The 23,928-nt window shown below is 62.0% G+C and carries 24 protein-coding genes and 5 tRNA genes; 14 read left to right on the top strand and 15 right to left on the bottom strand.

Going from position 1 to position 23,928, the window contains the following annotated elements; genetic code table 11:
• Positions 1 to 22: 22 nt before the first annotated feature.
• Both QGN30_RS24780 and QGN30_RS24775 read right to left on the bottom strand, forming a co-directional pair.
• Entirely contained in the window at positions 23 to 1,045 is a 1,023-nt protein-coding gene (locus QGN30_RS24780; protein WP_067174588.1) for an acyl-ACP desaturase, read from the bottom strand.
• Between the two features lie 153 nt (positions 1,046 to 1,198).
• Entirely contained in the window at positions 1,199 to 1,813 is a 615-nt protein-coding gene (locus QGN30_RS24775) for a TetR/AcrR family transcriptional regulator (RefSeq protein ID WP_095576516.1), read from the bottom strand.
• Positions 1,814 to 1,880: 67 nt separating this feature from the next.
• Between QGN30_RS24775 and QGN30_RS24770 the strand changes: the two genes are divergently transcribed.
• A complete protein-coding gene (locus tag QGN30_RS24770; protein ID WP_326565960.1) occupies positions 1,881 to 2,942 on the top strand; it encodes an oxygenase MpaB family protein in 1,062 nt (353 codons plus the stop codon).
• A gap of 21 nt (positions 2,943 to 2,963) precedes the next feature.
• Here QGN30_RS24770 and QGN30_RS24765 read toward each other — a convergent pair whose 3' ends face one another.
• From QGN30_RS24765 to QGN30_RS24755, 3 genes are read right to left on the bottom strand one after another with little or no spacing between them, the layout of a single operon-like run.
• On the bottom strand, positions 2,964 to 3,167 hold the full coding sequence (locus tag QGN30_RS24765) for a zinc transporter Slc39a7 (RefSeq protein WP_082991537.1): 204 nt from the start codon (positions 3,165 to 3,167) through the stop codon (positions 2,964 to 2,966).
• Between the two features lie 44 nt (positions 3,168 to 3,211).
• Positions 3,212 to 3,619: an ArsR/SmtB family transcription factor gene (locus QGN30_RS24760; RefSeq protein ID WP_083014797.1), complete on the bottom strand. Its 408-nt coding sequence runs from the start codon at positions 3,617 to 3,619 to the stop codon at positions 3,212 to 3,214.
• Positions 3,620 to 3,659: 40 nt separating this feature from the next.
• A complete protein-coding gene (locus QGN30_RS24755; RefSeq protein ID WP_248923385.1) occupies positions 3,660 to 4,160 on the bottom strand; it encodes a nucleoside deaminase in 501 nt (166 codons plus the stop codon).
• Between the two features lie 119 nt (positions 4,161 to 4,279).
• On the opposite strand from QGN30_RS24755, the gene QGN30_RS24750 reads away from it, so the two are divergent.
• On the top strand, positions 4,280 to 5,179 hold the full coding sequence (locus QGN30_RS24750; protein WP_326565954.1) for a class I SAM-dependent methyltransferase: 900 nt from the start codon (positions 4,280 to 4,282) through the stop codon (positions 5,177 to 5,179).
• Between the two features lie 40 nt (positions 5,180 to 5,219).
• Here QGN30_RS24750 and QGN30_RS24745 read toward each other — a convergent pair.
• A tRNA-Lys gene (locus tag QGN30_RS24745) sits at positions 5,220 to 5,295 on the bottom strand.
• Between the two features lie 124 nt (positions 5,296 to 5,419).
• On the opposite strand from QGN30_RS24745, the gene QGN30_RS24740 reads away from it, so the two are divergent.
• From QGN30_RS24740 to QGN30_RS24730, 3 genes are all read left to right on the top strand, one after another.
• Positions 5,420 to 5,492 (top strand) — tRNA-Glu (locus QGN30_RS24740).
• Positions 5,493 to 5,521: 29 nt separating this feature from the next.
• Positions 5,522 to 5,598: transfer RNA gene (locus QGN30_RS24735), tRNA-Asp, on the top strand.
• Positions 5,599 to 5,624: 26 nt separating this feature from the next.
• A tRNA-Phe gene (locus QGN30_RS24730) sits at positions 5,625 to 5,701 on the top strand.
• Between the two features lie 32 nt (positions 5,702 to 5,733).
• Here QGN30_RS24730 and QGN30_RS24725 read toward each other — a convergent pair.
• From QGN30_RS24725 to QGN30_RS24705, 5 genes are all read right to left on the bottom strand, one after another.
• On the bottom strand, positions 5,734 to 6,891 hold the full coding sequence (locus QGN30_RS24725; RefSeq protein WP_248923387.1) for a site-specific integrase: 1,158 nt from the start codon (positions 6,889 to 6,891) through the stop codon (positions 5,734 to 5,736).
• Positions 6,892 to 7,125: a helix-turn-helix transcriptional regulator gene (locus QGN30_RS24720; RefSeq protein WP_248923388.1), complete on the bottom strand. Its 234-nt coding sequence runs from the start codon at positions 7,123 to 7,125 to the stop codon at positions 6,892 to 6,894. It lies immediately after the preceding gene.
• A gap of 10 nt (positions 7,126 to 7,135) precedes the next feature.
• Positions 7,136 to 8,482, bottom strand: a complete 1,347-nt coding sequence (locus QGN30_RS24715; RefSeq protein WP_248923389.1) for an FtsK/SpoIIIE domain-containing protein — start codon at positions 8,480 to 8,482, stop codon at positions 7,136 to 7,138.
• Positions 8,479 to 8,901 (bottom strand): plasmid replication, integration and excision activator, encoded by a 423-nt coding sequence (locus tag QGN30_RS24710; protein WP_248923390.1) that lies wholly within the window; start codon positions 8,899 to 8,901, stop codon positions 8,479 to 8,481. Before QGN30_RS24710 ends, QGN30_RS24715 begins: the two co-directional genes overlap by 4 nt.
• Before the next feature lie 98 nt (positions 8,902 to 8,999).
• Complete coding sequence (locus QGN30_RS24705; protein WP_248923391.1) at positions 9,000 to 9,779, bottom strand: GntR family transcriptional regulator; 780 nt, start codon at positions 9,777 to 9,779, stop codon at positions 9,000 to 9,002.
• 91 nt (positions 9,780 to 9,870) lie between these two features.
• Here QGN30_RS24705 and QGN30_RS24700 point away from each other — a divergent pair, with 91 nt between their 5' ends.
• The 4 genes from QGN30_RS24700 (at position 9,871) to QGN30_RS24685 (ending at position 13,630) form a co-directional block, all read left to right on the top strand.
• The gene (locus QGN30_RS24700) at positions 9,871 to 10,293 is read left to right on the top strand and encodes an NUDIX hydrolase (RefSeq protein ID WP_248923392.1); all 423 of its coding nucleotides are present in this window, start codon (positions 9,871 to 9,873) and stop codon (positions 10,291 to 10,293) included.
• 419 nt (positions 10,294 to 10,712) lie between these two features.
• A complete protein-coding gene (locus QGN30_RS24695) occupies positions 10,713 to 11,648 on the top strand; it encodes an ABC-three component system protein (protein ID WP_248923393.1) in 936 nt (311 codons plus the stop codon).
• Position 11,649: 1 nt separating this feature from the next.
• Entirely contained in the window at positions 11,650 to 11,910 is a 261-nt protein-coding gene (locus QGN30_RS24690) for an ABC-three component system middle component 6 (RefSeq protein ID WP_248923394.1), read from the top strand.
• The gene (locus QGN30_RS24685; RefSeq protein ID WP_082971063.1) at positions 11,897 to 13,630 is read left to right on the top strand and encodes an ABC-three component system protein; all 1,734 of its coding nucleotides are present in this window, start codon (positions 11,897 to 11,899) and stop codon (positions 13,628 to 13,630) included. Before QGN30_RS24690 ends, QGN30_RS24685 begins: the two co-directional genes overlap by 14 nt.
• Before the next feature lie 132 nt (positions 13,631 to 13,762).
• Here the strand turns inward: QGN30_RS24685 and QGN30_RS24680 are convergent, their stop codons facing one another.
• Both QGN30_RS24680 and QGN30_RS24675 read right to left on the bottom strand, forming a co-directional pair.
• Entirely contained in the window at positions 13,763 to 14,809 is a 1,047-nt protein-coding gene (locus QGN30_RS24680) for a DUF4062 domain-containing protein (protein ID WP_067784808.1), read from the bottom strand.
• Between the two features lie 65 nt (positions 14,810 to 14,874).
• A complete protein-coding gene (locus QGN30_RS24675) occupies positions 14,875 to 15,528 on the bottom strand; it encodes a CAAX protease (protein WP_248923395.1) in 654 nt (217 codons plus the stop codon).
• A gap of 529 nt (positions 15,529 to 16,057) precedes the next feature.
• Between QGN30_RS24675 and bioB the strand changes: the two genes are divergently transcribed.
• From bioB to QGN30_RS24655, 4 genes are all read left to right on the top strand, one after another.
• Positions 16,058 to 17,152 (top strand): biotin synthase BioB, encoded by a 1,095-nt coding sequence (gene bioB / locus QGN30_RS24670; protein WP_248923396.1) that lies wholly within the window; start codon positions 16,058 to 16,060, stop codon positions 17,150 to 17,152.
• Positions 17,153 to 17,189: 37 nt separating this feature from the next.
• The gene (locus tag QGN30_RS24665) at positions 17,190 to 18,851 is read left to right on the top strand and encodes an FAD-dependent monooxygenase (RefSeq protein ID WP_248923397.1); all 1,662 of its coding nucleotides are present in this window, start codon (positions 17,190 to 17,192) and stop codon (positions 18,849 to 18,851) included.
• A gap of 36 nt (positions 18,852 to 18,887) precedes the next feature.
• Positions 18,888 to 20,402, top strand: a complete 1,515-nt coding sequence (locus QGN30_RS24660; protein WP_326565941.1) for an FAD-dependent monooxygenase — start codon at positions 18,888 to 18,890, stop codon at positions 20,400 to 20,402.
• A gap of 242 nt (positions 20,403 to 20,644) precedes the next feature.
• Complete coding sequence (locus QGN30_RS24655) at positions 20,645 to 21,043, top strand: hypothetical protein (protein WP_248923399.1); 399 nt, start codon at positions 20,645 to 20,647, stop codon at positions 21,041 to 21,043.
• Here the strand turns inward: QGN30_RS24655 and QGN30_RS24650 are convergent.
• Complete coding sequence (locus tag QGN30_RS24650) at positions 21,022 to 22,083, bottom strand: rolling circle replication-associated protein (protein WP_248923400.1); 1,062 nt, start codon at positions 22,081 to 22,083, stop codon at positions 21,022 to 21,024. The two genes, QGN30_RS24655 and QGN30_RS24650, sit on opposite strands and share 22 nt — an antisense overlap.
• A gap of 614 nt (positions 22,084 to 22,697) precedes the next feature.
• Here QGN30_RS24650 and QGN30_RS24645 point away from each other — a divergent pair.
• Positions 22,698 to 22,765 (top strand) — tRNA-Phe (locus QGN30_RS24645).
• A gap of 88 nt (positions 22,766 to 22,853) precedes the next feature.
• Here the strand turns inward: QGN30_RS24645 and QGN30_RS24640 are convergent.
• Positions 22,854 to 23,912, bottom strand: a complete 1,059-nt coding sequence (locus QGN30_RS24640; RefSeq protein ID WP_248923401.1) for a tyrosine-type recombinase/integrase — start codon at positions 23,910 to 23,912, stop codon at positions 22,854 to 22,856.
• Positions 23,913 to 23,928 lie beyond the last annotated feature (16 nt).

The following is a 23,928-nucleotide window of genomic DNA, read 5'->3' as shown; positions in this document are numbered from 1 at the left end:
GGAACCGATGCGCACCGCTTGGTTACCGCCGGCTCATGGTCAGCGTGCCCGCGGTCTGGTGCAGTTCGGCCGCGGTGGTCCTCTTGCCGGTGCGGGCTTCTCGCTCGAGCTGGCGCCGCTTGGAGACCTCGAACTTGTCGCAGGTCGTCTCGAGTTCCTTGATCAGCAAGGCGAGGTCGTCGCGCAATGCGGCGGCTTCGCCGGTGAAGTCCTCGCGCTCGAAGATGCGCCATTTCCTCAGCACGGGCATGACGACCTCGTCGAGGTGGATGCGCGGGTCGTACACGCCGCCGACGGCGATCATCACGGCCTTGCGCCGAAACTCGGGCACCTGGTAGCCGGGCATCTGGAAGTTGCGCAGCACCTTGTGCAGCGACTTCATCGCCTGGTTGGGCGCGATCTCGAACCCGGCCTCGGTGACGTCGCGGTAGAAGATCATGTGCAGGTTCTCGTCGGCCGAGATCTTGGCCAACAACTGGTCGGCGATCGTCTCGTTGCAGGCTTTTCCGGTGTTGCGGTGCGAGATCCGGGTGGCGAGCTCCTGGAACGTGACGTAGGTGACGGAGTCGAACAGGCTCTCGGCGAAGAGGTCTTCGCGAACCTGGTGGTTCTGGCCCGGGCTGAAGCCGCGGTTCACCACCTCCATGCGCAGCTTCTCCAACTCGATCGGGTCGACGGCGCGCGTGACCACCAGGTAGTCGCGCAGCGCGATCCCGTGCCGGTTCTCCTCGGCGGTCCACCGGTTGACCCACTGGCCCCACGGGCCGTCCATGCTGAAGTTCATCGCGATCTCGCGGTGATAGGACGGCAGGTTGTCCTCGGTCATCAGGTTCTGCACCATCGCCACCTGGGCGACGTCAGTCAGCTGGGACTGGCCCGGCTCCCAGTCCTGCCCACCGAGCGCATAGAAGTTCTTGCCGTCCGACCACGGGATGTAGTCGTGCGGGTTCCAGTTCTTGTGCATGCTCTCGTGCCGGTTCAGGTACTTCTCGACGGCCGGCTGAAGTTCGTGCAACAGCTGTAGGTTTGTCAGCTCGGCTGACATAGCGCCTCCAGTTATCTGTGTCGATGGGTAGCAGTCAATATATCTGTGTACTTCAGTAGCAGCAAGTTCCCCGCCGGGCGTGGCTGATAACGGTTTGACATCGCGATCGAGCCCAGTCTTACGGCTTGCCGATGCGGCCCAAATGAAAACCCGCTACTGCGACTTGCCGAGCTCACCGGCGGGGACGTACGGCGCCGCGGTGATGTAGAGCATGTTGATGCAGTAGTCGATGAACTGCTTGCGGGTCGACCCGAGTTGCCCGTGCAGGTAGGCGGTGAACAGGCTCGACAAGCCGCCGACCAGGCTGGTGGCGATCATTTTCTGCAACACCGGATCGCCGATCCGGGACAGCTTGCGCTGCAGCAAGTCGATGAAGTTGGGCATCCATTCCGCGCCCGACCGGACCAGCACCGGCTCCACCGCCGGGGCCAGCAACAGCACCCGCCCGCGGACCGGGTCATCCACCATCAGCTCGACGAAGCGTTCGACGGCCTCACGCGGGGTCGTCGCCGACGTCAGGGTGTTCATCGCCCGCGTGCAGACATCGTCATAGACCGCGCGCACGAATTCGTCACGGTCGGCGAAGCTTTCGTAGAAGTAGCGCTCGGTCAATGCGGCCTTGCGGCACACCGCGCGCACGGTCAGTGCCGGCCCCCCGGAGCCGCCGAGCAACTGCACGCCGGCGCTGATCAGGTTGTCACGGCGAAGCGCGAGGCGACTCTCCAAGGGGACACCGGTCCAGCGGCCCCGTCGTTGACCCGTCTGCACATCGCTCCTAAGCTGAAAAATGACAACGGCTGTAGTCAAAAATTCAGATACCTACAGGAATCCAATAGTGACTCAAGATACGTCCGCATCGCGCCCCCTGACCAGCGACGCAGTGCGCAGCGACGGCCCCGCCACCGCTGAGCAGTCGATATCCGCCGGACCCAACGGCGCCGCGAGCGGCTGTCCCGTATCGCCGCTGGGCTACGAAGCGCCGCCCGCGCCGCTGGGGCCCGATTCCCTGACCTGGCGGTATTTCGGGGACTGGCGGGGCATGCTGCAGGGGCCGTGGGCCGGATCGATGCAGAACATGCACCCCCAACTGGGCGCGGCGGTCCTCGACCACTCCACCTTCTTCCGCGAGCGGTGGCCGCGCCTGCTGCGCTCGTTGTATCCCATCGGGGGAGTCGTCTTCGACGGTGAGCGCGCCCCGGTCACCGGCGCCGAAGTCCGCGACTACCACACCGACATCAAGGGCGTCGACGACCAGGGCCGCCGCTACCACGCCCTGAACCCCGACGTCTTCTACTGGGCGCACTCCACCTTCTTTATGGGCACCATTCACGTGGCCGAACGGTTCTGCGGCGGGATCACCGAGGCGCAGAAGCGTCAACTGTTCGACGAACACGTCGAGTGGTATCGCATGTACGGCATGAGCATGCGCCCCGTGCCGAACTCGTGGGAGGAGTTCCAGGCCTACTGGGACCACATGTGCCGCAACGTGCTGGAGAGCAATGAGGCGGCCCGCGCCGTGCTCGATCTCAGCGAGTTGCCCAAACCGCCTTTCGCGCAATGGATTCCGGACCCCCTGTGGGCCGTGCAGCGCAAACTGATGGCCCCCTTCTTCGTCTGGCTGACCGTCGGCCTGTATGACCCCCCAGTGCGGGAACTGATGGGCTACCGGTGGTCGCGACGCGACGAGTGGATGCACCGCCGCTTCGGCGACCTCGTCCGTGCGGTCTTCGCCGTGGTGCCGAGCAGATTCCGTAAGCACCCGCGGGCGCGTGCCGGCCTGGACCGCGCCACCGGGCGAATCCCCATCGATACCCCGCTGGTGCAAACCCCGGCGCGCAACCTGCCGCCGATTGAGGAACGTGGGGACCCCAAGCACTACTGCCCGATGGTGTCTTAAACGCCTCGGCGGCCGCCCGCGCTAGGCGTGGGCGTGACCGTGGACATCCTCCAGCCCGGCCTGGTGCACGTGCCGATGGGTGTGTTCCGTCCCGTCGGCGTGCGCGTGGGAGTGCTCGTGCTCCACGTGGTCATGCTCGTGGGACGTGTGCGGGTGGGCGTGCGTCACGTCGCCGTGCTGGTGCTCGTGCGCGTGGGGCGCGTCGTGGGTGTGCTCGTCGCTCATCGGTGATGCGTCCTTGCGTGGAATGGGTTGTGCTTCCGGCTCACTCAGCGGCTGCTGCCGCGTTGTCGGTTCGGTGTGGGCGACGATTCGGCTACTGCCTTTAACCCGCTGTCGCCGCGGTGGTGACCGGGGACCCCGGGGCCGGCGTGCTCGGCATTGAATACGGCGTCGATGACGAGCTGGCGGACGTGCTCGTTCTCCAGGCTGTAGAAGATCGTGGTGCCCTCCCGGCGGGTGCGGACCAGACGTGCCATCCGCAATTTCGCGAGGTGCTGGGAAACCGAGGGCGCCGGCTTGCCCACGTGCTCGGCGAGTTCGTTGACCGACATCTCGTGATCGGTCAACGACCAGAGCACCTGCACGCGGGTGGCATCGGCCAGCATCCGGAAGACCTCGACTACCAGGCTCGCCTGGTCGTCGGGAAGACGCCCTTTGCTATTACCTGCATGCATACGCAAATACTAGCGAAAGGCGCCAGGCCTGCCAAGCGGCTCAGGCCGGCGGGACGATCGTCGTCTGGCGCCGGCCGCCATTGCGCTCGTTCCACAGCCGGTAGACCTCTATCGCATCCTCGCGCGGGTCATACCGCATCGGCAGGCGTCGCTCGTCCCAGTCCTTCGCGAATTCGTCGTAGAACGTGGACAACTCGAAGTACTTGCGGTCATCGGCGTAGTACTGCTCGTAGCTGTCGCGGGTGGTCAGGAACACGACCTCCCGGGGCGAGCAGTAATACAGCGAGCCCAGGCACATCGGGCACGGGTGGGCCAGCACGTAGATCGTGCTGTCGACGAGGTGCTCGGTGCCCAGCTTCATACAGGCCTCGCGGATGGCGAGGATTTCGGCGTGGGCGGTGGGATCGCTCGTCTGAGCCACCTGGTTGGCGCTCTCGGCGAGCACCTGGCCGTCCTTGACGATCACCGTGGCGAACGGCCGGCCGCCGTCGGCCACGTTGCGACGAGCCAGTTCGATCGTTCGATGAGCGAAGTCGGTCACGGGTCCTCCGGCGGCGAACGGCAGTAGATACGTCGGAGAGTAGCCCCGTCGGCTGGGATTCGATCCTGTGATATTAACTAGATTATCTATCTTTTTTGGACCCGGTTGAAGGAGCCAGCATGGCGCGCAGCGAACGTGATCGTTGGGACCTGGCGACCAGCGTCGGGGCGACGGCGACCATGGTGGCCGCCCAGCGGGCGCTGTCCTCCGACGCAAAGTTGATAGACGACCCGTACGCCGCCCCGCTGGTGCGGGCCGTCGGGATCGACGTCTACGTCCGGCTGGTGAACGGCGAAATCGCGGCCGGCGGGAACGCGGAGTTCGATCCGCAGCGGATGGCGCAGGGGATGGCCTGCCGAACCCGCTTCTACGACCAGTTCTTTCTGGATGCTACCCGCAGCGGGATCGGCCAGGTGGTGATCCTCGCGTCGGGCCTGGATTCCCGCGCCTACCGGCTGCCCTGGCCGGCCGGGACCATCGTCTACGAGGTCGACATGCCGGAGGTCATCGAATTCAAGACCCTGACGCTGAGCGATCTGGGTGCCGAGCCGACCGCCGAACGGCGCACGGTCGCCATCGATCTGCGCGACGATTGGGCCTCGGCCTTGCAGGCCGCGGGATTCGACCCCCAGGCCCCCTCCGCGTGGAGCGCCGAGGGCCTGGTGGTCTATCTGCCGGACGAAGCGCAGGATGCGCTGTTCGACAACGTCACCTCGCTGAGCGCCCCCGGCAGCCGTCTCGCTTTTGAATTCGTGCCCGACACTGCCGTTTTCGCCGACCCGCGGTGGCGTGCGCACCACGACCGGATGAGCGAACTCGGCTTCGAGATCGACTTCAACGACCTCGTCTATCACGGCCAGCGCAGCCACATCGTCGACCATCTGAACGAGCGCGGCTGGCAGACCTCCTCGACAACGGTCGCGGAGCTGCACGCGGCGAACGGCTTCGTCTACGCCGACGACGACGTCGCCGCCGCTTTCGCCGATGTGACGTACTGCAGCGCAGTGCTCGGCCGATGAGCCGACATCAACTGCGCGGTCGGCCAGGCGATGCGCGGTGTGGTGCCCCCACTAGGACTCGAACCTAGGACCTGCGGATTAAAAGTCCGTAGCTCTACCAACTGAGCTATAGGGGCCGCGGAGATTCAGGATACTTGGACCGAAAACCCGGCTCGTTTGAGGATTGGGCACACCGTGACCTAAGCTGACGTGGCTCCCAACGAAACCACGTTGCGAGTACCCCGGAGTGATTCGGTTCTGGCCCCCATCGTCTAGTGGCCTAGGACGCCGCCCTTTCACGGCGGTAGCACGGGTTCGAATCCCGTTGGGGGTACGCGACGCGGTGACGCGGAGCAGCAGCAAGGCCCTGTGGCGCAGTTGGTTAGCGCGCCGCCCTGTCACGGCGGAGGTCGCGGGTTCGAGTCCCGTCAGGGTCGCCAGCGCGGCGAGGCACTCGGTGCCTTCCGGCCAGGTAGCTCAGTCGGTACGAGCGTCCGCCTGAAAAGCGGAAGGTCGGCGGTTCGATCCCGCCCCTGGCCACCATCTCTGACGTGCGCGGACGCGGTGACAGCACTCTATGGATGTTCTGGTGTGTCCGGTTCTTGTCCGTTCGCCTGGTTCGCAACGGAGCTATTGAGCCGGTCAAGGTTTGCGGCGACGTGGTCGAGTTCATCGGAGTAGAGGTCGCTATAGATATTCGCGGTGACGGTTGGCGTGGAGTGCCCCATGGTTTTCTGCACGTAGCGGAGGTCGGCGCCGGAAGCCCGGGCCAGGCTGGCGTAGGTGTGGCGTAGGTCGTGAATCGTTAAGGGCGCCAGTTGTGTTGTCTGCAGAGCACGAGACCAATGCACGTGGCGGCGCCAGTTGTTTGATCTGAGGAAGCCACCGTTCGGCGAGGTGACCGCTTGTTCCCCTGGCCCGCGGCTGGCAATTCGTGGCGTGAGTGCGTCGATCACGTTTTGGGGGAGTGGGACGGTTCGCACTGCGGCGCGAGTTTTCGGCGGTCCGACGATGATCCGGCCTTCCACTTCTGGCGCGGCCTGGCGGACGTAGAGCCGGCGCGCCACAAGGTCGATATCGCCGACGCGTAGGCCGACGAGTTCGGACCAACGCAGTCCGGTGAAGGCCAGGATGGTGACGACGTCCCCCTGGTCGCCGCACGCCGCTGCTAGGGCGGCTACTTCTGTCGCGGTGAGATAGCGGTGACGTTCTCGGGCGGGAATCCGGCCCGCCGATACGCCTTGCGCCGGGTTGCTGTGGATGCGGCCGTCCTCGCGGGCCATTTCGAGGATCGACCTCAGGAGTCGAAGGGTGGCGAGTTTCGCCCACGGCCCGACGGTGAGGGTATCGATGAATTGCTGGATGTCTTTGCGGGTGATCTCGTCGAGTGGGACATGGCTGAAGCGTGGGCTGATGCGGAGTTCCCAATGCTGGGTGTAGCCGCTCCAGGTCTTGGGTGACACGGCCGGGCGTTTCGACGCGCTGTATTGGGTCCAGATGCCGGAAAGGCTCGCACGACCGAGCCGGGGGTCGAAGCGCCTGGCACCGATCGCCGCTTCGCCGTCGCGCTCAGCTTTGAAGGCCCGTGCTTCGCGCAGGCTGGCGAACGTCGATGATGTTTCCACCCATCCCGAGGGTGAATCTGGGTCCCGCACGAGGTAGCGCACTTGATAGCGCGGCTGGCCGGCAGTGTTGGTCCTCTTGCGGATGCCGCGCGGTCCCGATCCGGCCACTTAGCGGCGCACCTGGCGGAGCCACGCGCGGACTTCCGCTGCGTCCCAACGTCTTACCCGGTCCGATAGCGTGTAGCACGGCGGTCCGACTTCTTCGCCGTGTTCGCGCATCGCGCCCCACCGGCTCACGGTCGCGGCCGAGACACCGAGGAGTTCGGCCACCCGCTCTGCTGTCAGCAGCTCCGGGAAGGTTGCGGTAACGGGGGCCGTGGTGCTGATGCCGAGAGTTGCCATGCTGATGTCCTCAGTTCTCCGCCGGACCTTGGTAGCTTTGAGTAGCCAACCCGTATTCGTTTGCAACTGAACGGATTAAAGAATCCGGCCAGTAGTTGGCCCGGACCCGCACCGTTGACCCGTCTTCGTCGATGACGTATCCGGTCCCAGGTTCATTGGGGTCGATGCGGTGTGCGGGCGCGGCATCGGCGAGGCCATCGCTCAGAACCATCGCGACCTCGTCACGTGAACGCACCCGTAGTGCAACGGTTTGGGTGAATAGTCCCCGCATGGGCAGGATCTCCTTGCGTGGGTCCTGCATGAAGGCAGCGACGACGATTCCGACGGCTCTGCCTTTTGTCAGAATGCGTGAAAGCGAGGCCGCAACTTGCTTCTTGATGACGGCGTCTGTCATGTAGGCCGTCAGGCTGGCCAATTCATCGATGAGCAGAACCACGAGCGGCTCGACGGTGCTGGGTACGTGCGAACGCGCTCGGCCGGCCATCCTGCGTCCGCGGCTCTCCAGTAGTTCCTCTAACTTGGTCAGCAGCCTGGCGGCCTCGGCCTCGGTCGTCGCGACTTTGGTGAATAGCGCGGAGCCGATTGACACTTCGATCCCGTACTTGAGGTCTACCGCGAAAAGCCGTACCGTCCCTGACCTCACGGCCGGAGCTAATCCGCCTGCGATGCCCCAGAAAATGGAACCCTTTCCCGCCCCTGAGCACCCGACGGTCAGGGTGTGCAAGCCAGCGACGCGGAGAATCCAGGCCAACCCGTTCTCGCGCCGGCCGATCTCAACGGCCTCCGCCGCGGAAGTGATGGGCTGGCTAGCAGTTCGAACGGTCGATAGCTGTTGCCGCATAACGAATTCCATCCGGACCGTGCCGGGCGCGACGACCGTCGAGCGGGCGGAATGTGCCCCGACGGCGTCACGGATTGCGGGCACCGAATTCTCCAGGTCATTCACCGTCTGGCCGGTCCGTGTGCGGATGCTCACTCGCAGGCAATCGCCGGCCATGCTCACCCCGAGGAGGCGAGGATGAGTCCAGACGGTCCTCGTCTTGCTCCTGCCCTGTGAATCCGCGCGGGTGACGCGCTCCGAAGTGGACAACCCGCAGGCCTTGGCAACTCGCGGCCAGGAGATCAACGCCCATAGCAGCCATCGGGCCTGGCGCGCAGGTGTTGCAACGTGACGCCCAAACGTGGCGGGCGAGCGCAGTCTCCAAACGACGAGCGAAAGCGCGACCACGCCGGTCATCGCGATGAGCCACGTGGCGCCGACCGCCAGTAGGTGGGTGAGGTCCAGGAGGTCCATCCCCGCGTCGGGATCTGGAATCGAATATGGATCGCTAGGTGCTACGGGGTCGTACGGGCTCATGCTGATGCCCGGTCTGTCGCCGTGGACGCCGCTTTGCCGGTGTCGGCAGTCATGCCCGATGCCCGAAACGACCATGCGATGCGGCCGGATTCGCTCGAACGGTCGACGTACGGCAATATGCACAGCTCGTCGAAAATGACTGGCGTGAAGGGCATTCCGGCAGTATTCGGTGGGCACACAGGCTGCTTGGGTGTTGCGAACTTGACGGTCAGAGTTCGGGCTCGCTTGCTAGCTGCCGGGTCACCGTCGAGGACTTCGACCTGCCACAACGGAGCGCCCGAGTCTCGATCAGTTGCCTGAACCTTGTTGTCCTTCGTTGACCGCTCGTAATCGATCACCGCCGTAACGTCGGACACCAGGAACGCTCGATGCGGGAAAACCTGCTGGTGAGACACCTTTAGCCACTTCGGAACAGACATTGTGGACCTTTCGGGAGAACTGCTCTAGACAAGTTGAGGTTACATAGTCGTCTAGAGGAGCGCAACGGCCAGCGGGCGATTCGTCGACGACTTTGGGCTCAGCGGGCCGGAAACTCGTATTCGAGCAGGTAGGCCGAGGCGACCTTCACCGTGTCGCAGACCTCAACCGCCACATCGTTCGCGTCATAGGCGGTTCGCAGGACCGTCAGTACCGGGAAGCCGAGTTCAAGTTCCAACTGTCGTCGTTCCTCGGGCGTGGGCATCCGAGCTGTGACTTCCTCGGTAAATCGGCTGAGGACGTGGCCGTTCTCTTCCAAGCGGGCGTAGATGCCACCGGGGCCCGTGTCGACCTGCCCGATCTTCGTGCCTTCAGCGAAAGCGGCCGGGATGAAGGAGACCGCCGTCTCAACTGGCCGGCCATTCGCTAGGTACCGCCTCGATCGCACGACAACGTCATCATTGGCCGAGACTCTAAGTCGCTCAGCTACAGAGGAATTCGGCTTCTGTCGATTCACGACGATATTGTCGACTTGCGGCGAGTAACCGGATTTTTCAGCTTCCACGGTGAACGCCGCCTTGCCTTCCGCGCGGTGCTTTCGCGCGAATCGATCTGACGCCAGTCTGTGAATCGGCGCCGTCGGCCGGACGAACACTCCGCGGCCATGTTGCGAAATGACCAGTCCCTCGGAACGAAGCTCATGCATCGCTTGTCTCACAGTCATGCGGGCCACGCCGAAATGCTCGATCAATTCCGCCTCGGACGGCAGTCGTTCCCCGCGGGGTAGCTGGTTGTGAATGATCGCTTCTCGCAACATGCTCGCGATCTGCCGATATGGCGGCTTGTCGTCCGCTCGGTCGATCTGTCCAAGTTGCAGCACTCGCTGGCCTTCCCTTACATGTCTAGACGACTAGTCTAGGAAGGCAGTCAACCCCGTGTCACGTCGCCGGCATCGAACATGGAGACCAACGATGGGAAACACGCCAAAGCACTCGGTCAGTGTCGCCGGCATCGTCGTTCGGGATGATGGTCGGGTTCTCGTGATCCGCCGAGACGACAACGGCCACTGGGAAGCCCCAGGTGGCGTACTAGAACTCCACGAATCCTTCGAGGACGGCGTCCGGCGCGAAGTCCTCGAAGAAACTGGCCTAGAGGTCACGGTGGAACGTCTGACTGGCGTTTACAAGAACCTCTCTCACGGGATTGTCGCTCTCGTCTATCGCTGCCATCCGGCCGACGGGATGACGCACCCGACAGCCGAAGCGCGCGAAGTTCGTTGGATGACAAGGGAAGAAGTTCAGTCGGCGATGAACCCTGCCTTCGCCGTGCGCGTGCTGGACGCATTCGACCTAGAGCCACGCTCGCGTGCGCACGACGGAGTCAATCTCTCGTGACATTGGCTCGGGGCTTCATCACGGTTCCATCCCACGCGGTGCGCCCCGTCGCACGAAGCCACACGCCTTCGGTACCGTCGCCCGCGCTGGTGCTGCGGTGGTCTGTGTGCTGACAAGCTGGTGAGACGCGATTCAGGAGGGCTCGGCTTGAGCCGATTCTTGGCGAGTAGCAGGGTGCGGGACTGTTAACAGCCAGTAGCCACGGCGCGATGGTTCGATCCCCCCACGGCGGCGAACTGTCTCGCATCGGATCGAGTAGGCTCGACCGATTCAAGGTGACCCCAAGAAGTCAGTGCGTGGTGGAAACATGAAGGCATGGCGGTGCGGAAGGATGCTCGTATCTATGGCGGAGCGGTAAGGTTGACCACGTTGTCAGTAACTGGGCAGATAGACCAGCTGGTGGCGCGACGGGCCTGAAGATGCTTGCAGATCCAGCATGGCGCGATTGGTATCGCGCGCAGCACGACCGCAGGTGCGCTCTCCTGACGGGTTCCGCCTATGAGGATCACATCACGGACATCCTGGCGCGGTTTCATCCGGACTTCATAAACCCGACCCCGGCGGGCAGGCTGGGAGATGCCGGATCCGACGGTCTGGCTGAAAGTGGCACGATTCTGTACGCGTGCTATGGCTCGCGCGCTCAGCAGGATGCCGAACGGAAGCTCGCTGCCAAGATCCAGGGGGATTTCGCTCGAGGTCTGGCGAGTTGGGACACCTTCGTATCCTGGCGCTTCGTGACCAACGCATCACCAGGTCCGGTGGCCGCGAAGGCTCTTACTGAGATTCAGCAAGCCCACGGACCGTCTACCCCCCGTCCGATCGAAGCGATGATTTGGGGATGTGATCGAGTTTGGACGGAAGTTGTGTCAAACCTTGCGCCATCCCACTTAAATGAGATATTCCCGGGTGTGCCGCGCGCTGAAAATATTGATCTTGCCGATCTAATTCCACTTTTGGACGAGCTTGGTCAAGATAGCGATTATAGAGAAGCGAATGAGTCGATCAACACGGTTTCTGTAGAAAAAATGAATTTCAACCGGCTGGCGCCGGCGTCGCAGATTGAGTTCAACGAGGGCCGTCTCATGTCGCCTCGGATCGACAAGTGGTTTGCTGAGCAGTCGAACCCTGATCTCCGCGATCATCAGGCCAGGAACTTTCGGGCAATCTACGAAAACCATAAATTGGCGACGACAGATGCAACCGAAATCCTTGAACGTATCTACACGTCGATCGGCGGATCCGATTTCCGTCATGACAGCAAACGCGCCAACTCTGTTTACGCCATCAGCGCGTACTTCTTTGATTCGTGCGATATCTTCGACGAGCCGCCCCCTGGTTGGACGGAGGGCTCCTGACATGCTGCTGCCAACCAAGGGAATCGCGGCCGACCGCTGCTTAATAACCCTAGGTGCTGAAATTCTGGAAACGGTCGAGCGGCCGATGGGCTTATCTGCCGTATGGGAATCATTAAGGAACTCACGCGCAACAAACGGGCAAGTCGAGCCGGCAACGGTTACCTTCGATTGGTTTTCGCTGGCCATCACCGCTCTGTATGCGATGAATGCTTTGGAAATTGACGATAACGGGACTCTGCGTAGGCATCATGTTTTTACATGAGGTTCGTGCGAATGATCCACGGTTCAAAACGATCGAGTTTCACGACGGACTTAACCTGATTGTCGCAGATAGGACGACCGAATCTACCCAGGGTGATAGCCGAAACGGAACGGGAAAATCGAGTTTCATTCGAATATTGCGTTATTTATTGGGGGGGAATCTTCCGGACGAGTTAAGGGCCGAAGAGCTCAATGACCACGTCTTCACCGGAGTATTTAGCTTTGATCGTCGTGATAACCAAATCAGGGTCGACGTCGAAGTCAGCCGACCAGTATCACCGACAACCAAGGTCGCAATAGACGGACCGTCGGAGATCCAAGGTGATGTCCAGGTCGAAGAGTGGAGGGGATGGCAGTCGACCGCACTGTTCGGTTTACCGGAAGAAGCGCAGCGTCCTACAATCGGACAGCTGTGGGGCCAGCTCGCCAGAACCACATTCGGCAATCCAGTCAAGAGTTACCTGACGGATACTGATTGGGAGACGGGCACGCGTCTCGGGTTTTTTATGGGTCTTGATCCTATTGTTCTCGCGCAAGCGGGCGAGGTAAGCCAGCTTGAGAAGCAACGCAGGGCAATTCGCAACGCCATCCGAGAAGGCGCACTGCAACATATCGAGTTAAACGAAGCCGATCTTCGATCCAAGTTGGCGGCAGCACGCCGCTACCGGGATCGCATTCGGAGCGATCTAGACAATTTCAAGGTTGACCAGCAGTATGCGGAACACCAGCGGGCCGCCGACGGCATTACAGCTCGCATTCAGAGGCTAAATGACGAGGGGCTGCTGCTCGAAAGACGGATGACAGAGCTCGAAGCAGCGCTGGAGGGCGAGACAGGCGAGGCGGAGGACGAGGGGTTGGCAGAACGAGTAGCCAGACTGTACGCAGAAGTGGGAGTCATACTTCCCGAATCGGTGCCAAGGCGCTTCGAGGAGGTCGCGGAGTTCCACAGGTCGGTAGTCAGAAATCGACGTACGCATCTTCTGCAAGAAAGACAGTCGGCGGCCGAAAGACTAGAGGCAATCACCGTGGAACGGTCGGAAATGGACGACCGACGCGCCTCGATAATGCGGCTTCTGAAGGAGACCGTTGCGCTCGATACGTTTTTGGACGCACAGCAGTCGTTGGTCGAGCTGGAAGCGGAAGTTGCCGACCTTGATCGTAGATTGTCATCTGCCGTGTCGATCAACAATATCGACACGAGGGTTCGAATGCGTACCGCCGAAGCAGCGGCGGCTGTGCGCAGCGAAATTGAGGAAAACTCAGAAGCACTCGAAAAACCTATCTCCCTGTTTAATGAACTCGGATCGGAAGTGTACTCGGATCGCGAGGCAAAGCTGCTCATTTCGTCGACGAACAAGGGGGTCCTTCACATAGAACCCGAGATAGCAGGAGATGCTAGCGATGGTATTAGAGGCGTCGAGACGTTCCTGCTAGATATGGTCTGCGTGGTAACGGCTGTGGATGCTGGTCGAGCCCAACCAATACTGGTTCACGATAGCCACCTATTCGATGCTGTGGACCACCGACAAATTGCTTCATGCCTTAAAATCGGCGCACGTCTTGCGTCTGAAAAAGGATTCCAATATATTGTCAGCCTCAACTCCGACGTTTTAGCTTCAGTCGAGGAAGAAGGCGGATTTGATTCATCCGAACACACTGTCAAAGTGTCGTTGACCGACAGCACTAGTGATGGCGGATTGTTTGGTTTCAGATTTAATTAACCGCTGGAGCGTAGATCCTACGTGCTGACTGCTGGCATATGATTGGTTAAGTGAACCGCAGTCGGCCTCTCATGAGGCAGGGAGCCGATGAGCTACCCCGAGGTTTCGTCTGTCGATCGCTTAAGAAATGGATTATTCGGTATCCTCGAACTCGCGCCTGATCGCTCGTAGAAACGCTAGGTGCCGGTCGCCTTTCTCGGTCAGTGCCAGGTACTTATGCGTATCCGATGCCGTACGCTTTCGTTGCCCCTTATCGATCAGCCCTAGGGCGCGGAACTGTACCTGAACTTGGTCCCAGTCGTCATTGAAAATTTTGATATCCCGTGACTTCCATCCCTGCACTTCCTTAACCTCTTGTTTCGGAATGGTTGAAGCGACAAGATGATCTCTTAACCGATCCCGCACGACTCTGTCCGTCGCTTCGTCAATCATGACCGGGCCGATGTCGCTGAAGATTGCGTCCCAGGTGGTGGTAGCGTGCAACTCCGCACGCTTCTTATCTTGGTAATTGTCTCCGTATCCGGTAACCAGCAACGGAATGGTCACTTCGTCGCTGCCCTGCGCCAAGTCAGACGTATTTTCTATCAGCGCTTTCTGTGCGCTCTCACGTTCCTTCTCGGACTCCGCCAAACGTTCTCGTAGGTCGAGGATTTCACGCTCGGTTTCAACCGTCATAGCCTTATCGCCACGAACCCACCCGGTACGCGGGCTCTTCTTTATCTCGCGGTTGAGACTAGTGATGACCTGCCCGCCAAGCTGATCTGGGCTTGTGAAGTGCTTGACCATTCGTGTCTCGACCTTCGCGCGGAACTCCGCCAACTTTCTGCGCGCCTTCTGCGTTGACTCCGTCTTGCCCGATTCGATCTTGTCGGGCTCACCATGGACGAAACCCAGAATCGGGGTGCCGGTCTCGACGGCATAGTCGTATTCCATCTCGGTGTAGCTGATCCCCTCAGCGCTTACGGAGCCGTAGCGACCTCCGACAACAACGACGTAGTAGTCGCTCTGGTCAATGACCTGCTTTATGAGCGTCCACTGATCGTCGTTAGCGGCTGGGAACAACTCCATGCCAGCAGGGAAGTGTTCGAGGCTTAAGATTGCTTGAATCACAGCCGCGCGTTCTTCGGTGAGGTCCTTGTAGGTGGAGCTTACGAACACCTGATACCGCTTCTCGTCCACGCGCCAAATCGTCGCATCACCTGCCGTGCTTTTCCAGGGTCAACGTGCCTTGGTGCTTCAGTCGGCTACGGCCGGTTACGAATGATCGTTTCGACGGTGCTCGTCGCATCGATGTGTTGGGCAAGCTCCGGCGATATGTATCTGGCGTGCCCGCGGATTCGGCGGATTATCTCGCGCCCCGAACGAGCGGTTGCCGGCTCATGATGAGCAACCCGATTGCGGGCCTTCAATAGGTCGCTCAAACCGTTGTGCAGTTGCACGCGGTGGGTTCCGCTCGGGTAAGCGTGTGCCAAGTGCGGCAGCCAAACGAGAGGTTCGTGCCGACGTGACGTTAGGAAGACCCAGAAACCGAACATTAGCTCGGCAATCACCTTGCCCGGCGACGCCGCATTTCCGCCAGCATTGTCACGCGCAGTGGCGATGTCGCGATGCGTTCGTGCGTTGCCGGCCACACTTCGGGGGAATAGATGATCGGCCGAAGAGCTGTCGAGCCAATGGGTGTCGCCGACTGCGACCGCCCCCATTAGAGCGGTGTCGTACATATTTCGCAGTCCGACCTCTAGATGGGCAAAATCGTGCAGCAGGGCGGCGTTCAGGCTGGCGCTCCATTCGTACAACGCCAAGGCGCGCGACCTGTCGTGGCCCGCCATCCGCAAGTAGGTTGCGAACCGTTCGGAACTCAGCCAGCTCTCGACCCAAGGCCCGTACGGCACCGTCATCCAGGCAGTCAACCACGGCGTTGCTGGTGGACACGGCGGTGGTGTAGACTCCCCTACACAAAGGCCAGAGTTGCATCCCAGGTGGATGTTCTGGTTGAGGTTTCAGAAGAACCCGGTATTCGACCCCAGCGGCCGACCCGGGTTCTTTGCTATTTGATCGAGCGGCCTTCGCCTTCTTTGCGTCCATACGGTGTCCAGCAGTCCGCTTATCTGTAAGACACGAACGCAAAATCGGTGTAAGCACGTGCTTGCGACCATGGGGTCGGCATTCATTTACGCGTGTCGCTGATGCTCTCGTATGTCATGACTCAATGTACAGACGAGGTAACCACCGGTCGCGCCGCACCCTTAGTGTTACCTTACGATACTCTTACTTTTCTTAAGTTTGGTGTACGGTCGCTTGTCATGGGCTTGACAGGCCGGCAGCAGGCCTTTGCGTTCGGGGGTGGTCACCCAGCTCGTTTTGGGTTCGACATCCCGCACGACCGCCGGCCTACCGCGTTGATCGACGACCAACTAGGAGAGGCCTGTGCACGACCCAGCCGTGACGAATACGGGGTTTGAGCAGCGATTGTCAGCGATGACGGCCACAGCGTTGCAGCGACGATGTGCGGATCGTGACGACTTGCTGGCCGTGTTGGCCAGCAGTGATGATGACCTGCTGGAGGTGATCGCCGCGGCCGCGCGGGTGCGGCGCAAGTTTTTCGGCAGGCGGGTCAAGCTCAACTACCTGGTGAACATGAAATCCGGGATGTGCCCGGAGGATTGCGGTTATTGCTCGCAGCGGCTCGGATCGAGTGCTGAGATCCTCAAGTACTCCTGGATCAACACCGAGGAGATCGCCCGCCATGCGCAATGCGCGATTGATGCCGGCGCCAAACGTATCTGCCTGGTTGCCGCCGGCCGTGGGCCGGCGGATCGTGATATCGAGCGCGTCACCGACGCGATCGCTGTGATCAAGAACTCTGCCCCAGCAGTGGAGGTGTGCGTCTGCCTAGGGCTGCTAAAACACGGGCAAGCCGAGCGGCTGCATGAGGCCGGCGCCGACGCGTATAACCACAACCTGAACACCAGCGCTAAGAACTACGCGCGTATCTGCTCAACCCATACCTTCAACGACCGGGCCGCCACCGTGGGTGACGCCAAAACCGCCGGGATGTCGCCCTGCTCGGGGGCCATCTTCGGGATGGGCGAATCCGACGACGACATCGTCGATGTCGCACTGGCTTTGCGTGAACTCCAGCCCGATTCGGTGCCGGTGAACTTCCTCATCCCGTTCGAGGGCACTCCCCTGGGTGGGCATTGGGAACTGACCCCGCAACGCTGCCTGCGCATCCTGGCGATGTTCCGATTCGCTTTCCCCGACGTCGAGGTCCGCATCGCCGGCGGACGCGAAATACATTTGCGCACACTGCAACCGCTGGCACTACACCTAGCCAATTCGATGTTCCTCGGTGACTACCTCACCAGCCAAGGACAGCCCGGCGAAGCTGATCGCGCGATGATCAGCGACGCCGGGTTCGTAATCGAGGGCGTCGAGGAATCCACCCTGCCAGTCGACCGCCACGACCTCGTCGTCACCCGCCGCCGCGGCGTAGGCACCACCACCCCCGCCAACACCTAGACCGCTGATAAATTCGGACAACGAGGTGAACTCAACCGTGTCGCACAAACCGGTGATCATCGTCGGAGGCGGCCCAGTCGGGCTGTCTGCTGCCCTGGAGCTCGCCCGCTTCCATGTTCCCAGTGTTGTGATAGAGCGGCATGATTCGACGTCTTGGCATCCGAAGGCCCGCAATCTAAACGCGCGGACGATGGAGATCGCCCGAGGGTGGGGAAGTGCGGTGTATCAACGGCTGCGCGGCATCGATACTCCGCCGGGCTGGAAGAGCCCGATGAGGTATCTGGACACGATTGTCGGCCAGGAGGTGGGTCAGATCGAGACGCGCGGTTTCGAAGGTCCCGGGCCGACGATTAGCCCTGCGCTGCCGATCATGTCGTCGCAGGATCTGACCGAAGCCATTCTGCGTGACGCCGCGGATGCCACGGGAATCGTCGATCTTCGCTTCGGTCACCAGGTCACCGACGTGCTGTCCGGGTCAAGCGACCACGACTCCGAAGCTGCCGTAGCGGTCCGAGTCAACGCGACGGGCGACACCTACACGCTCGCCGGGGAAGCGCTGGTTGCCGCCGATGGTGTCGACAGCACGGTACGCACGCAACTTGGTATCGCCTTGAACGGCGAACAAGGCCTCCATCATTTCGTCAACTGCTACTTCCGTAGCGATATCGAACACCATGTCGGCGAACGCCGGGGCGTGGTGTTTTTTGTCGCCAACCCCGATGCCGCCGGCCTGCTGCAACCGCTGGACGCGCATGGCCGCTGGCTGTGCCAGATCGGCGTGTCGCCTGACCAGTGGGTGCGCGAGCTCTGGGACGCCGAGCGAGTAAGGCAGTGGGTCCGCGGTGCGGTCGGCGTGCCGGAACTCGAGGTCGAGGTGAAAGGTGTTGGGCTCTGGCAGATGAACGCCTCGGTCGCCGATCGTTGGGTCCAGGGTCGCGTGGTGTTGTGTGGCGATGCCGCCCACCAGTTTCCGCCCACCGGAGGCCTTGGAGTCAATACGGGGCTGCAAAACATGCACAACGCCATGTGGAAGTTGGCCTTATGCATCCGCGGTCTGGCCGGGTGGTCGTTGCTCAAAACCTATGAGGATGAGCGTCGCCCACCCGCAATCACCACGATCACACAGTGTTTGGAGAATCACCGCAATCTCGCGCGGCTTGCCGCGGCTTACTACTATCCGGCGAGCAGTGACCTCAGTGCCGAGGAAGCCGAGCGGGAGAGCCGACACTTCGGCAATCATTTCGGCGTCGAGTTCGGCACCGTGTATCGCTCGGCCGCCGTCGTCGACGACGGCACAACACCTCCTGACGTCGACGACGACTACAGCGACTACGCGCCCTGCGCGACACCGGGCTGCCGCGCGCCACATATATGGCTGGGCAATGAACGTGACCCGATATCGACACTCGACCTATTCGGCGCCGGCTTCACCGTGCTTACCGGCCCGGACGGCGAGATTTGGCGAAAGGCCGCTGCTGATGCGGCGCGACAGCTCGGGGTGCCCATCGTCAGCTACGCGATCGGCGATCCGGGCTTGGCCGATCACAACGACACATTCTTCGATCACTACCAGATCGGCCACGACGGGGCGGTCCTCGTGCGTCCCGACGGGTATGTCGCCTGGCGCAGCGCAACCAGGCCGTCCGACGGTGCCCCGCTTATCCAAGCCGTCGAACAGATCATGGATCGCCGCCCGTAACGGGACTTTCCGGACAAGCGAACACGAAGGTGGCATGTGGCAGACCATGCGGTAGTTGTTGCCGGCGCGGGCCCGACCGGGCTGATGCTGGCCGGTGAGTTAGCGCTGGCAGGAATCGACGTTGCGATCATCGAGCGCCGCAGCAGCAGCGATGAGCTGATCGGCTCGCGCGCGGGTGGGATGACGTCGCGCACAATTGAGGTTCTCGATCAACGGGGGATTGCTGACCGATTCCTGTCGCAAGGATGGACGGGCCAGATCGGGCACTACTCCGGGATTTTCATCGACATCAGCGTCCTGCCCACCCGGCACAACTATGGGTTGGGACTGCCGCAGTACCGCATCGAACGCACCCTCGCCGACTGGGTGAGCGAGCTGGGAGTGCCGATCTATCGCGGCCGCGAGGTGAAAGGTTCCACCCAAGACGACGCTGGCGTCGACGTCAAGCTCTCCGACGGCCCGCCGCTTCGCGCGGCGTATCTTGTCGGGTGCGACGGAGGGCGGAGCGTCATCCGCAAGGCCGCCGGCATCGAATTCCCGGGGTGGGATCCATCGATGAGTTGCCTGATCGCTGATGTCGAGCTGGACGAGCAGCCGCCGTGGGGCATGCATCGCGACAGCGGGTTTCATTCCTTCTTCAAACTGGAGGATGGCGGGCCGGTGCGGGTCATGGTCGCCGAACCGCATCTCAAGAATGCTGGCGAGCCCAGTCTGGACGACATACGCGAGGCGCTCATCGCCGTGCGCGGAACCGACTACGGAATACGCAGTGCCATCTGGGTTTCCCGGTTCACCGATGTTACGCGGCAGGCGGCGTCCTACCGAGACAGGCGCGTACTGCTGGCCGGTGACGCCGCGCACGTGCACTTCCCGGTTGGCGGGCAAGGCCTTAACACCGGCATCCAGGACGCGGTGAATCTGGGCTGGAAGCTGGCCCAGGTGGTCAACACGACATCGCCGGAAAGCCTGCTGGATACCTACCACGGCGAGCGGCACCCGGTCGCCGCTGGTGTGCTACGCAACACCATGGCCCAAACCGCGCTCCTCGGTACCGGCGAACGTCTCGACGCGTTGCGCGACACCATCTCTGAGCTACTGAACATGGAAGAGCCACGCACGCGAATTGCCGCGATGATGACTGGCCTCGACATTCAGTACGACCTCGGCGCAGGACACCCACTACTCGGGCGCCGGATGCCCGATCTCGACCTAACCACCCCCACTGGTCCACTGCGAGTATTCAGGCTTCTCCACGACGCCCGCGCGGTGCTGCTAAACCTTGGCAAGCCTTGGGATTTCGACATCTCTCCATGGGCACATCGGGTGAAAGCCGTCGACGCCGAGTACGCCGGGCCGTGGGAATTCCCTGTTCTGGGCCAAGTAACAGCCCCCGAAGCCCTATTGGTTCGACCCGATGGATACATCGCCTGGGTGGGAGATGGCACCGATACAGGCCTGCGCGAGGCTCTTACTACGCGGCTCGGGCTCGGGGAAAATGAGAGTCAACCGATGGCCGGCGGTATATCTGCTTCGCCGGTCACCGAGTCATAGCGAAGCAGCATAAGGGCGAAACCGGCACGCCGGTCACGCCGACATCGTCGCCGAGCAGATTCAAGCGGCCACAACGCCGACAAACCAAGAACCTCAACGTGGGTGAAACCGTTACAGATAACAGTGTCACCGACGACGAAACGAGAAGTCCGAAGCAACGTCGGTAACAGTCATATACACTCGCCGGTTCGATACAGATAATGACGGCCACTCTGGCAATCGGTCATGCCTACACTTAGACGATGGTTCGAGAACTCTGGCCTACCCCGCCCGGTCAGCCCACTGACCCCGGTGTCCCTGATTTCGCACGTTGGGGCGACTCGGCGCCGTTGGTCGCGCAATCAGAATATCTGCATGCGCACATGTGCACGTTGTCGCTCGACATCGACGCCTTCGGAGCCGATGTGGGCGATCCCGCAGTGGTCAATTGGATTGTCAATCGGCTGGCTGGTACGGGGTTGACGATCGCCGACATCGTCCGTTCTTTGTCTACGAGGCTGAACTGGGCGATTATCGATCCCGCTCACACTCTCGAAGTGATGGAGGCGTTCGACAGGGCTCGTCATGCCTTCACCGAAGCCTGCGGCGCGGCTCAAGCCGCCACCGAGGCGTTGCGCAATCACACGCAATTTCCGGGGTGAGGTGCCGCAGGCGTGTTAACCGCAGCGCCAAGTAACGCTGTCGCGAGCCGGGATGCGAACGCTGGCCCGTCATTCACTAGCGCGTATCCGCCCGCGAGGCCGCCTTGGTTGCAGAAGGCGCGTCGACGTCGCACCCTCCGATGAGTCACGACGCCGGTGTTCTGACCAACACGCGGGACCAGCCGAGTGGCCGTGCGCGGCAAGACTGCGGTGGGGAAGCTGCTGGCAGGGTTGCTGTAGATCGCGTGGCTACGTGACCACCGCCGCACGATTCGGCGCGCCGCCAGGTACGCGTCCTGGGCGATCTCGACGACCGCAATGGCCTTTTTGAGTCCGTAGACGCCCCAGAACCTACCGGGACCACGTCCGGGCTGCTGCCACAACTCAGGCACGACATGTTGGTATTCCTTGTCGCCATCAAGATTTGGAGATGAGTGCTTGGTGAAATAGATGGCCAGGCGCTTGGGATCGCAAGCGCGCAATCCGTTGAGGATGTCGATGGCGGTTCCGGCGAGCAGGTGGCGGACGCGTTGCTCGGCGTCGGGGTGGGCGACGATGTCGGCCCACTCTTGTGAAAGCCAGTCTCGGAACTTGCGGCCGGATCGGCTGAGGGTCTGTGGGGGAGCCATCCACAGATGAATGTGTGGTGCGCCGCGCCGTTGAAATTCCAGCTTCCAAATGTAGCGGGCCGGTTCGCCCCATTCGCGCTGAAAGCGTTTGCGCCACAACACCATGTGGCGTTTCACGCTGGCTCCGTCAGGGGCGACACATTCCCAATCGCCGGGGTAGGTCAGCGTAACCATCGCCGGCACGCGGCCGGAGTCCACCAGGGGTGTGTAGTCGAGTTCGGCGAAGGTGCGGCACATCGCGGCGCGCGACTTGCGGGACCATTCGGTGATCGCCCGGCCAGGAGGATCAGGCGTGTCACAGCCTGCCTTGATGCGGTCCACCTCGACAGCCACATCGAGCCGGTGATGGTTGACTGCCCGCGCGGATGCCTTTTCGGCTCGAACGGGATTTGTCCAGGCGAGGCGGACCACTCCGGGGCCCACCGTGATCCGGAATCGGCCGGACTCCGGTTCCACGCTCAGACGGTCCCGCCCGTGCGCCCATGGTTCGGCCGGCTCAAAGAGTGCCGCCGCCGACGCCACCAAGTCGGGGCTCGGGAACCGCAGCCCCAGGGCATCCGCAGCCGACAGCTCCGCATCAACACCGCCCTCGACGGCGTCGCGGACACTTTTGGCACATATAACAAGCCCGTTGGTCCCAGCCGGAACACGGTCTACGCCGCTCCCGCCGTCCGACCGACCGCTACCGCTCTCGCGCCCTGCGGCCTTAGCGGCCTCGGGCACTCGCGGTCTACCGGCGTCCGCGGCTCCGTCCGTGTTCCGGCTGGCCGTTCGGGTTGGGTCCGGCCGAGGAGTGGGTCGCTCCGTACTCGTGCTGGTTGGACGAGCGATCGACCTGTTGACGCTGGGCATCGGGTAGCTGCTCCCCGGGAGCCCCCGGCGCGCGTCATCTAGTGACGGGCGACGAAGGGTCCCCTGTCGGGAGTGCTGTCACCGTGTCCGGTTTGTGTCCGATCGTCGGACGAGCGCCCTGAGTCAGACGTGCTCAGCGCGCCATATTTGACGTATGGGCGTCGTTAAACCGCAGGTCAGCGGCCATTCTGCCCGCCTGAAAAGCGGAAGGTCGGCGGTTCGATCCCGCCCCTGGCCACCACGTTGTTTATGCAGCTCAGAGCGTTGAAGTACCTCGTGGCAGCGCGCGTCGATCTCGCGAGAAATGGTCGAAATGGGGCCAAGATGAATCAGCTGCCGCCCTGGTTAAAACCATCGTCGAGTGAGTCGAGTGCGGTTGCGATGTCGTCAAGTTCATCGTCAAACAGATCCGCATAGGTGTGCGCGGTCACGGTGATCGACGCGTGGCCCATCGCCTTTTGGAGGAGTCGCAAGTCCGCGCCGGCTCGACGTGACAGCGACGCATAAGTGTGCCGCAGATCATGCACACGCAAACTGGCCCGGCCGATCTCAATGACCGACTTCCTCCAGCTGACCGCACGCTTCCAGTTCTCCAGACTCAGCCGTGAATCCTTCGGAGACGCGATCGCCGGCGCACCGGGTGGGCATGCATCGAGCCGCGCCTTCAGCGCCGGCATCAAGCGCTCGGGAATCGGAACAGAACGTCGGCCAGTCTCCGATTTCGGATTACCTTCGACGAGTTTGCCGCCGACCTGCGTCATCGACCGGCGAACACGGACACGGCGAGCACCCAGGTCAACATCCTCGCCATTGAGGCCAATGAGCTCACCGAACCGAAGACCGGTGTAAGCCAGGAGCAAGACGACGTCGCCCTGAGCCCCACACGTCTGGGCAAGGGCTGCGACCTCAGCGGCGGTCAAATAGATGTGGGGTGCGTGTCGCATCGGCGGAAACTTGGTGCGCAACGCCGGGTTCTTGCCGATCAGCTGGTCTTCCCCGACAGCGCGATCAAGAGCCATCTTAAGGACCGAGTGCGTCCACCGCACCGTCCGCGGCCCAAGACCCGATGCCGACATGCCATTCACCCACTGCTGGACCGACTCGTGATCAATCTTCCCGATCGGCCACGAACCAAAGTGCGGCTCGATACGCAGCCTCCAGTTGTCCTCGTATCCGCGACGAACCTTTGCGCTCAAGTCGGGTCGCGAAGCCAGCCAGGATCGATACACAGCGCGCAACTCGATTTTGCCGCCGCGCGGATCCACCCTCACCCCCGCAGCACTGCTGGTAACGAGCCGTGCTTCGAACTGCCGTGCCTCGCGCTCTGTTCTGAACGTCTTCTTGCGCTTCGAACGATCCGGTAAGCGCCACTGCACGTCGTAACGCACACCGTCCTTGGTCTCC

The sequence above is a fragment of the Mycobacterium sp. 3-98 genome (assembly GCF_035918355.1).
Classification (GTDB): Bacteria; Actinomycetota; Actinomycetes; order Mycobacteriales; family Mycobacteriaceae; genus Mycobacterium; species Mycobacterium intracellulare.
The sequence above is the reverse complement of the archived record's forward strand: the minus strand, read 5'-3'. Positions and strand labels throughout refer to the sequence as shown.

What these genes read in the sequence shown, in the direction of transcription:
- QGN30_RS24780 (WP_067174588.1), bottom strand. Translation starts at nt 1,045, where the DNA reads ATGTCAGCCGAGCTGACAAACCTACAGCTGTTGCACGAACTTCAGCCG.
- QGN30_RS24765 (WP_082991537.1), bottom strand. Translation starts at nt 3,167, where the DNA reads ATGAGCGACGAGCACACCCACGACGCGCCCCACGCGCACGAGCACCAG.
- QGN30_RS24760 (WP_083014797.1), bottom strand. Translation starts at nt 3,619, where the DNA reads ATGCATGCAGGTAATAGCAAAGGGCGTCTTCCCGACGACCAGGCGAGC.
- QGN30_RS24750 (WP_326565954.1), top strand. Translation starts at nt 4,280, where the DNA reads ATGGCGCGCAGCGAACGTGATCGTTGGGACCTGGCGACCAGCGTCGGG.
- QGN30_RS24720 (WP_248923388.1), bottom strand. Translation starts at nt 7,125, where the DNA reads ATGGCAACTCTCGGCATCAGCACCACGGCCCCCGTTACCGCAACCTTC.
- QGN30_RS24715 (WP_248923389.1), bottom strand. Translation starts at nt 8,482, where the DNA reads ATGAGCCCGTACGACCCCGTAGCACCTAGCGATCCATATTCGATTCCA.
- QGN30_RS24710 (WP_248923390.1), bottom strand. Translation starts at nt 8,901, where the DNA reads ATGTCTGTTCCGAAGTGGCTAAAGGTGTCTCACCAGCAGGTTTTCCCG.
- QGN30_RS24700 (WP_248923392.1), top strand. Translation starts at nt 9,871, where the DNA reads ATGGGAAACACGCCAAAGCACTCGGTCAGTGTCGCCGGCATCGTCGTT.
- QGN30_RS24695 (WP_248923393.1), top strand. Translation starts at nt 10,713, where the DNA reads ATGCTTGCAGATCCAGCATGGCGCGATTGGTATCGCGCGCAGCACGAC.
- QGN30_RS24690 (WP_248923394.1), top strand. Translation starts at nt 11,650, where the DNA reads ATGCTGCTGCCAACCAAGGGAATCGCGGCCGACCGCTGCTTAATAACC.
- QGN30_RS24685 (WP_082971063.1), top strand. Translation starts at nt 11,897, where the DNA reads ATGTTTTTACATGAGGTTCGTGCGAATGATCCACGGTTCAAAACGATC.
- QGN30_RS24675 (WP_248923395.1), bottom strand. Translation starts at nt 15,528, where the DNA reads ATGACGGTGCCGTACGGGCCTTGGGTCGAGAGCTGGCTGAGTTCCGAA.
- QGN30_RS24655 (WP_248923399.1), top strand. Translation starts at nt 20,645, where the DNA reads ATGGTTCGAGAACTCTGGCCTACCCCGCCCGGTCAGCCCACTGACCCC.